Genomic DNA, 8,398 nt, shown 5'->3' with positions numbered 1-8,398 from the left:
ACAAGCTGAAAAACAGCCGCCGGCTGGCAAACCGCTACGACAAAACTGCAGACAGTTTCCTCGGCTTCGTAGACGTCGCCTGCATCAGGCTATGGCTCCGCCATTCGTCAACATGACCTAGGCATCATCTGTACCGACAGTGGTCGAACAAGGGCAAAAGCGATGAAAAATCTTCGCCACATCATTCTGATTGGAGCCACCGCTCTCGCGGCTTTTGCTTACATAGGAGGAAACCAGACCGCGGTGGAAAACTCTGCACAAGACACTGTGTGTCGTGAAATTCAAGTGCAAACAACGGTCGACGCTCTTAAGGCAATTTTCCCAACGACAGATTTTGGCGCGCTCGAGACGTCCGCCTGCCAAGCTGCCGACTTTGTCGGCGTAGACAGCGCGGGAGTGCTGGTATTTGGTGGAGGCCCCCCGCTGACGGGAATCCAACTGGCTCCATTGTTGGAGCCCGAGTTCTTGCCGCTTGCAACCATAGACAGGCTTCTGCCCAAGCTGAATGTTGAGGATACATCTGCAGAATATGATTTCGCCTATGGCTTTGATCATGAGTGGAACTCGGGAGCTTATGTTCTTAGAAAATCGGATGGCACCGGACCGGTTATTGTGCTGGTGGCTGATCTGACGTGATCCATGTCGATCTGTTGTGCAATTTTCACGCGCTACCACATCGTGACTGGCGCGTGGTCGTTTCAATGGTGCGGTGATAATCATGTCCATTGATCGGCTGGGGACCCTACATTTGCGGCAGGTGGTCTTCTCCGTCCCACCTGCCGGTACTCGCCGTGCTCGGTGGCAGTTTTGCACATGACGCCTGATGGTTTTTCCTGCTACATGCACTTTTTCTCGGCGATACGGGTGCGGCGTCTATGGCCGTTGCTCTTCAAGTTCTGACGCCGCCTCGTAAACCGGGCATATCTCTTGTCACCGGAGAGGCCCTCGCGGGAGGTCGAGGAGCAATAGCATTACTGTCGCCTTAGGTCATGTTGACAAATGGCGGAGTAGAGCTGCGCCGATCTCACTGCGATCTTCTGAGAACAATGTTCTCTTCAAAGGATACAGGCCATGATATGGTGAGCTTGGTTGCGCACCGAGATTTGCTGTGTTGGGGCTCGTAAAGCTCGAGACGCTGACTGCAACTTCAAGGTCTACTCGCGATCTTACAGACCTTGAGATGATCAGTCGCGCCGTAGTGTATAAAGCTTTCTCCCGATATCACTTATTGCTCATGCCGCTGCATGTTTCCATCCAATAAATCTACCCGGAAATCGAAGTGTATGGAGCGATAGAGAAATTCAGCGCCTTTTTTTTGGGTGTTCGACATCCCTAACTGAGAGCCGCACTTGAGGGCGATTTCAATCCTATCGCGACCAGTTTTTATTGATAGTGGGTGTTATTCGCCGAAGTTTAGGTGGGCACGGGAGTCGCGGACAGGTTGTGGGGATCAGTCAGCATTGAACGTCGGAACCCCGGTCAGAATTTTGCCGCCATGGGCGGTCTGATCGCGAACACGCATCACCCCGCGACCATTGATCCTGACGGTGCCGGAGCCCCTGACCATCGGATCTGGCAGCGGCGGGGTGCCGGGACAGCCGCAGTGCCCGCCTTCGACGGCCAGCGGGATGCCGTTCAATCTGACAAATGCCTGCCCGGGGTTCATGACCGGGCCGCCGCCATGGATCGGGCAGCTATGCAGGTGGCCCACGAGGGCGATTGGTTTACCCATTTGACATTTTCCCAATCCTTATGATGGCAACCGCCACGGGTCGTCGATTAATTGCTGCCTGCCTGTCAGAACTGCATGAGGGTGACCTGGAGCCTCGTAATACCGAAAGCCGCCATCGAAATCCCCGCCGTTCTTCCAAGTATAGAGGCAAGGATCGGTGCGCTGGATGAAGGGGTTCAGCTCTATCAACGTGGTGCTGAAGCGACCATTCTGCTGACTCTCGACAAAGACATCCGCGACCACCGTCTCCATATGCAGAGCATTGAGCAGGTCGCTGCAAAAATCGGACAGCGACGCCTTGATCGCGTGCTCGTTGGCGGAAATTTCGGGGAAGCCCGACTGATGGTGATATTGGGACACGCCGATCACCCGCCGGTCCCTGATGAACATGCGGAATTCGGACCATGGCGGAATGTAACGCCAGGGAAAGGCAAACAGCTGGATATCCTCATGGCGATCAAGCGTAGCTTTCAAGACCGAATATACGCGGTAGTTCTGGCGACCCAGAATTACCTCGAAACCTGCGGCATCCTGAATCTTGGGCGCGTGAGACCCTCGCTTGAAGCTGCACAGATTCAGGCGAATATGCGCACCATCATGATATCGGTTCAGAATCGCATCAAGATCTGAGCGAAACTCGTCAGAAAAGGCAAGTCGGCGCGCTCTCGCCTCACCGCGCTCTCCCGCTGACAGCAGAACCATCAGTGCTGCATCGGCAGGAACAACATCGATTTCAGAGATGGACAAGCAAAGATCGCGAATGGCTTGAGGCCATTCGCTGACAGATGTCTGCCAGATATGCTGATCTTCGCCCTCGTCGCTCAAAGGTTCTTCCGGTCGGTCAGGTTGTTCATGAACTCATTAAAGCTGTTGGCGACAAAGCCTAAACCACGTGTGTTGTCGCCGATCATCCAAGGATCATCGGCATTGATCCAAGCATAAACTTTACCAAAATCCGAACTGCTTCGATTTACGTTCAGCAGAATGTCCATATCTTCCTGCCCGGGCGCAAAACCTACGTTGATGAAACCATCCGGCACCTTATTTTTCTCCGGATCTGGATAGACGTACAGATTCCACGTTGTGCCCATGACCGTATCTATGCCGCCAAGCCACTCGATTTCGCCAACTAGAAGGCCGTTTTGGAATCGAGCTAGAAACCAAGAGCCTCGATCCCGGAGAGCGGCTCCATCAGATATGAGCAAGAAATCAAGGTATTCCTTCGGAAGCAGCACATTACCCACAGGCCCTTCGAAAGTAACCGTCCCATCTGGATTAATGTCGATCTGCGCCGGCGGATCAAGCTGCCAAGCTGGATTCCACTTTATTCCTGTCATCATCAAAACTCCGGGCTTTGGTTGATAGCGACATCTCCTGTATGAGACAATGCGCCATGCAGATCTCTATCAACATATTGCATAGTTGAACCGTTCCCAGTGTGATGCCAGCTACCGCCGCGCGGATCTCGATAGTCAGAGCCGTATTGATCACGCCAGGTACCCCAAGAAGCATCCAAGTCGGCTTGCCGGTTGCCGCTGAGACTTTGCTCGATATCGACAGACCAAGCCTTTCCGTCGGGACCGGCAGATCCCGGTGGGGGGAAACCCGACAGATTAGGCTGCCCATTTTCATATGGAATACCAGTGGCATTGTGCCGACTCAGATGTCTGGACAAGTTTGCACCCACCGGATCGTTGGGGTCCGGCACAAACATGCCTTCGCCCAGCGCCGCGGGTGTGCCATCTGCATTTTTCCAAGTTCCCGTCGATTCCGCAGGCAGATTCACGCCGTTCTCACGATACATTGCACGCAATTCATCATCACGTTGCTTTCGGCAAAGCGCCGCATTGCAATTTTCGTATTTCTTCAGAATTTCATCGCGACGGCGCTTTATGGCGCCCCAAAATCGTGTCGAAGCAATCCGACGGCGCGCAATTTCTTGCGCGCGACTCAAGCCCTTGCGAGCAACGTCCAATGCCTGATCCGCAGCTTCAAGCGCTCGCTTGATCTTGCGCCCGCGAAAAAATCCTTTGAAAAGGTCGCCCAAAACCGGAACGAAGCCCACCCCATCAACGATGGCATCGACATAGTTCCCTGCCGCAACGTTCCGCGCCAGCGATATTCCGTCGGCGACCTGACCACCTACCGGACTGGAAGATGCAACCAGAAGCCCCGCCTCGATCCCTATGTCGACCCATACCTGTGAAGCGTCATCAAGGCGCGATTGCGCTGCGAGCACAGCCGGATCATTTGCGGGCACATCGACGCCGCTTAACGCATTACCCATCTTTGAAAATGCTCCAAGGGTCCTCTTCGTCCGGATCGATATCCTCTTCCCAAAGCTCTTTTTTGGTCATCTCGCTATAGGCCTTCAGGCCAAGGATATTTCCAGGCACCAAGCGAGGGTACCAGTATCGGTCATCGGCTCTGTCCAATGCCTGCCCGCCATCCTCGTCGGATACCGTGTAAACCCGGTCAACCTTCTCGTCCTGCGTCAAGCTGTTATCGGTGAGAATCTTGTAAAAGGCAGGATGCTCGAAGAAGTTCGGCCCAAGTGCCCACATGACGGTCATGATCTGCCCCTGCAAATCTGGGCGAGTAATACCAAAGTGCGGAAGAAAACGCCGTGCGCTCTTCGTTGCCCGCATGCATGATACGCGCCCTTGCTGTTTGACAGTGTCAGGAAACTCAGTTCTCAGAATTTCATCGACATACCATTCTGCAAATTCGACATCGGACATGGGTGCCGAATTCATCTGTTCCCTTGTAAACTTGATGACCATGCTATCCTCGTGTCAGGGCGGAAGGGTTGTCGTTGAGGTCTGCCTTTCCGGTCATCAGCGATTTTCCAGCTTCCGACACATCGAACTTCTGCCGTCGATGTTTGCCGCCGCCATACAGCCCGTGGCGCAGCAACATCGCCATATCACCCTTGCTTTCGGCATAGACAGCCTCGATCCCGCGCCAGAAGGCCGCGCGCTGCGTGTCGTCGAAACCGGGTGCATATCGGTTGAAGTGTTCCGGGCGGTAATATTTGAAGAAATATCGCTCGCCGTCCTCGTCCTCGATCTTCAGGAATTTTTTGAGGTGCGTTTTCAACCGCGGCAGTTCCAGCCGGGAATGCACCAAGATGCCCCAGTTCTGGCCGTAACCCTCCTCGACGAACCAGTCCCAAGCATCGGAATAGCGCGTCAGTTCGACCAGCCACGGCGCGACCTCGGCCATGTCGTCGTTGGCCGCACCGTCGAACAGGCAGCGGACAGGATCCGAAAATCCTTCAAGATAGATCGGAATATCGGGGCTCTGTGACGCATCCAGCAGCGCAAATGCACGCAGCGGCGGAATCATCGCATCAGATGCCTGCCGTTGCCGTTCATCCTCTTCCAACGGCGAAAAGAAAACCTGTTCGAGGCCAAGCGCCAAGGCCTCTCGTTCAGGCGAGCTGGTCAGCGTCTCGGGAATTTCGAAACTCATGTCTGACTCTCGCCCTTCCCCGCCTTGCACTCCTGCACGAAGGCCTTCTCGGAATTCAGCGCATCAACCTGGTCGGGATTACCAGATGAGAAATCGACATTTGGGGATTTGATCTTCAGATGCCGAGCCTTGATGGTCACGCCGGAATTGTCGATGATGATTGAGCCTCCTGGTCCGCCGATGATGAACTTTTCCTTGGCGTGCAGCGTGTGTTTGACCGTACGATTGAAGATCGATTTCTTGGTTTCAAGATCGTAATCCTCTCCCACCTTCACCTTCATCGTCTTGCCGACCGAGGTCGTCATGATATTGCCGACGACCGTGTTCTTGGCCAACCCGATCTGTTCGGTCCGCGCTAGTCCGATGGTGTCGGTGCGGAACCTCTCAATCACGGAATTCAGCACGCCCGAACCGCCGATCATGGAACCGATCTGGCCCGCCAGCGACGCTGCCTTTTCGCTTTGCGAGACACCTTGACCGCTGCGGTGATCCCCACTCTGCGAGAAGCCGCTATTGCCCAGAAGCGTCATGAGCTCGACCGGTAGTTCATTCCCACCTGCGACATGACCGCCCATATCGGTGACCGGGTCGAGCCCGGCTTTCTGGCCAGATCTGCGGAATAGTTTTCCCCCAGCCTGCAGCAGCGGCATCAGCATGCCGAGTAAGCCTGCACCGCTACCACCAACCGTTACGTTCTTGTTTCGGCCCACCCGCTCGACGGCGTTATCCCCAATCACTAGGCTCGAGTTGTTCTTGATGTTGTCGACCCTGCTCGCACCGATATTGGCGCTGAAATTGTTCAGAACTTTGGTCGTTAGGTCTTTCTGAGCATGGAGAAAGAAGTCCTCCTGCCCATTCTGATCCTCGAAGCTGATCTCGTTAAATCCCTGTCCCTGATGGGTGTTCGAACGCCAGACCGAACGCGTCTTATGTTGAGGCAGGGGGTAAGGCATGCCGTTCTTACCGTTGAAGACATTGCCGACCACGATTGGCTTGTCCGGATCGCCCTCGAGGAACTCGACCAACACCTCCATGCCAATGCGGGGAATGACCATGCCGCCCCAGCCATTCCCGGCCCAGTTCTGGCTGACCCGGCACCGCATGGAGTGGGCACCGGCCAGATCCCAGTGGAACCGCACTAGGATCCGCCCATATTCATCACAATCGATCTCGCCCTCGCCGACGACCACTGCCGTTTGCGGGCCGTTGACGACCGGGATATGTGTGCGCCGTGGCGGGTTCATCGGGGCGGTGTCGGGCATCAGCACATAGGCGCCGGTGAAGGAATAGCCGTCGCTTCCTTGGCCGCCCGAGCCGTAAGCTTCGGACACGAAGTGGTGCGAGGCCGACAGGCATAGATAGGTCTCGCCCGTGCCCGGCACTGGATCGCCCGACAGCGTCACCCGCTTGCCTGCGCGCAGCGAAACGATATCGCCGGCCGCGCGGTTGCGCCGGTCCGCGCCGCGTTCCTGATTGGTCCGCAGCCCAGCCACGATTTTGCCGACATCTTGGGCCAGATAGTCGCCCGGATAGTCAAAGCTCTCGATCTGACCCTGCGCATTAGCGGCATCGCCCAGGCGATCCACTTCCATCGCCTGATCGGGTTTTTTGAAGTCGTAATCCGTTAGCCGGATCGCGCCGGTGGTGATGTTACGTTCTGGCGTCCAGTCCCAGAAATGCTCGCCATCCGACTGGTGGTGGCCATTATAGGATTTGAACGGACGTGCGCCGATTGTCTGATGCGCCAGCACGTCGTCGGTCAGCGCTAGCGTATGACTGCCCATTGCGTGTTTGAAGTGGAAGCTGATCCCGTGCCGCTCCATCTGCCGACGGGCGAAATCGAGGTCGGATTCGCGGTACTGCACGGTATATTCAAGGGTCGGGTAGTCCTGCGAAAGCTGTATCTCCAAGGCCGGATCGCCCAGATCAGCGTAGTCTTGCAAAAGCTCCTGCAGGATTTGAACCACTGATTTATTATGGAAAATCCGTTGGTTGCGGCGGCGGCTGGCCAGCCATAACCAGGGCCGCAGGGTCAAGTCATAGCGGTGGCCGTTTTCCCCCACCCCCGCCCAACGCGCCTGCGTTACGATGCCGTCAAAGTTTTCCAACCCCTCAAGGCCTTCGATTTCGACCGTGGCATGGGTGCCGACGAGCGCGTCGAAATCCAGATCGTCGCGGGTGGCCAAGGCCTCGATCCGGTACTCGTAGAGATCGCTAAGATGATCGGTGCCGTCAAAGCGCAGAAGAACAAGAACATCAGTCCCAAGCACGGTCGTCAGACGGCCTAAACGCTCTGACTGGCGGAGTGGTGCGTTCATCGAAAAGGCTCCATGGGAAAGGAGTCGTATAATCACTAAAAAGCATGCCCAAAAAAAATGGCTATGCCAAGGTTCCTTACATTCCTTGCATGTTGGGATGGAGACCGCCATATCTAGTATATTTCCTGGCACCATCGAGGAATATATTTTCTTCGTCAGCGGCGGGAGGGTTATCTGCTGTCTGCAGCGATGGGATGGGTCCCTGTTTCGCCTACACCATCAGAGCCTCGTATGAGAATGATTGGCGGTAACCCTGTTCAGCCACCGCTTCCGCCGGTCTTGGCATAGTCCGCCATCAAGAGCACGGGTCGCGATCAGCAGCTGCGAAACCCTGAACCTGTCCGCGCGGGCGACGATCTGGATGGGAGTGCGAGTCGCGTGCCCGAGTATCAATGGCCCGGATCTTCTTGCGCGCCTTACAGATGTGGACCTGTCCCGGTTCCGTTCCGGTCTTCTGAGAGCGGTGCTCTCATCAAAGGAAACAGAATATGGCAGCGACCCACAGCAAGGAGTTCAAGCGGGATGCGTTCCGCCTTGCGCTCACCAGCGGCCTGACACAGCGTAGGTCTGGCCGTCATCATTGACCTGTTCTCAAGGCGCGTCATCGTCTGGGCCATCAGCAACCTTCCTGAAATTTCAATCTGTCGATTGTCAGCTAAGTCTTCCCTGCTGCGGCGATAAATCAACGACTTAGATTATGTTGACAAAAGGGATTCCGCTGGCAGGCGTCCTATGGTTCAAGCTCATCTCTATTTGGGAGATGGGCTTGGCGCGCAACCTGATATCCGACGATGAGTGGGCCTTCTTTGAGGGCTTCATTCGTGGCGTCCGACACCCGAATGGCCGCAAGCCTGCGGATCATCGTATTGTTCTG

At 55.6% G+C, this 8,398-nt stretch carries 8 protein-coding genes and 2 pseudogenes; 3 read left to right on the top strand and 7 right to left on the bottom strand.

All coding sequences use genetic code 11. The annotated features are described in order from the left end of the window. A pseudogene (locus JJJ17_RS20160) lies at positions 1-116 on the top strand (IS5/IS1182 family transposase); the annotation flags it as partial. A 46-nt stretch (positions 117-162) separates the two neighbouring features. Further along, positions 163-636 carry a hypothetical protein gene (locus JJJ17_RS20155; RefSeq protein ID WP_200689698.1) on the top strand — a complete coding sequence of 158 codons (474 nt, stop codon included), beginning with the start codon at positions 163-165 and terminating at the stop codon, positions 634-636. 814 nt (positions 637-1,450) lie between these two features. Here JJJ17_RS20155 and JJJ17_RS20150 read toward each other — a convergent pair. The 7 genes from JJJ17_RS20150 to JJJ17_RS20120 are packed head-to-tail and all read right to left on the bottom strand — an operon-like array spanning position 1,451 to position 7,524. Next, positions 1,451-1,732: a PAAR domain-containing protein gene (locus tag JJJ17_RS20150; RefSeq protein WP_200689696.1), complete on the bottom strand. Its 282-nt coding sequence runs from the start codon at positions 1,730-1,732 to the stop codon at positions 1,451-1,453. An 18-nt stretch (positions 1,733-1,750) separates the two neighbouring features. Beyond that, on the bottom strand, positions 1,751-2,557 hold the full coding sequence (locus tag JJJ17_RS20145; protein ID WP_200689694.1) for a cell division cycle protein 123 family protein: 807 nt from the start codon (positions 2,555-2,557) through the stop codon (positions 1,751-1,753). Continuing rightward, positions 2,554-3,072 carry an SMI1/KNR4 family protein gene (locus tag JJJ17_RS20140; RefSeq protein ID WP_200689693.1) on the bottom strand — a complete coding sequence of 173 codons (519 nt, stop codon included), beginning with the start codon at positions 3,070-3,072 and terminating at the stop codon, positions 2,554-2,556. Before JJJ17_RS20140 ends, JJJ17_RS20145 begins: the two co-directional genes overlap by 4 nt. Further along, the gene (locus tag JJJ17_RS20135) at positions 3,072-4,019 is read right to left on the bottom strand and encodes an HNH endonuclease (RefSeq protein WP_200689692.1); all 948 of its coding nucleotides are present in this window, start codon (positions 4,017-4,019) and stop codon (positions 3,072-3,074) included. The genes JJJ17_RS20140 and JJJ17_RS20135 overlap by 1 nt, the downstream gene beginning before the upstream one ends. Further along, on the bottom strand, positions 4,012-4,515 hold the full coding sequence (locus JJJ17_RS20130; protein WP_200689691.1) for a hypothetical protein: 504 nt from the start codon (positions 4,513-4,515) through the stop codon (positions 4,012-4,014). The genes JJJ17_RS20135 and JJJ17_RS20130 overlap by 8 nt, the downstream gene beginning before the upstream one ends. A 1-nt stretch (position 4,516) precedes the next feature. After that, positions 4,517-5,206, bottom strand: a complete 690-nt coding sequence (locus JJJ17_RS20125; protein ID WP_200689690.1) for a DUF4123 domain-containing protein — start codon at positions 5,204-5,206, stop codon at positions 4,517-4,519. Next, positions 5,203-7,524: a type VI secretion system Vgr family protein gene (locus JJJ17_RS20120; protein ID WP_234464237.1), complete on the bottom strand. Its 2,322-nt coding sequence runs from the start codon at positions 7,522-7,524 to the stop codon at positions 5,203-5,205. Before JJJ17_RS20120 ends, JJJ17_RS20125 begins: the two co-directional genes overlap by 4 nt. A gap of 760 nt (positions 7,525-8,284) precedes the next feature. On the opposite strand from JJJ17_RS20120, the pseudogene JJJ17_RS20115 reads away from it, so the two are divergent. Beyond that, positions 8,285-8,398, top strand: a pseudogene (locus tag JJJ17_RS20115) (IS5/IS1182 family transposase); the annotation flags it as partial.

It is taken from the genome of Paracoccus caeni, assembly GCF_016629665.1.
Lineage (GTDB): Bacteria > Pseudomonadota > Alphaproteobacteria > Rhodobacterales > Rhodobacteraceae > Paracoccus > Paracoccus caeni.
Note: the sequence above shows the minus strand (reverse complement) of the source record. Positions and strands in the feature narration are given on the sequence as shown.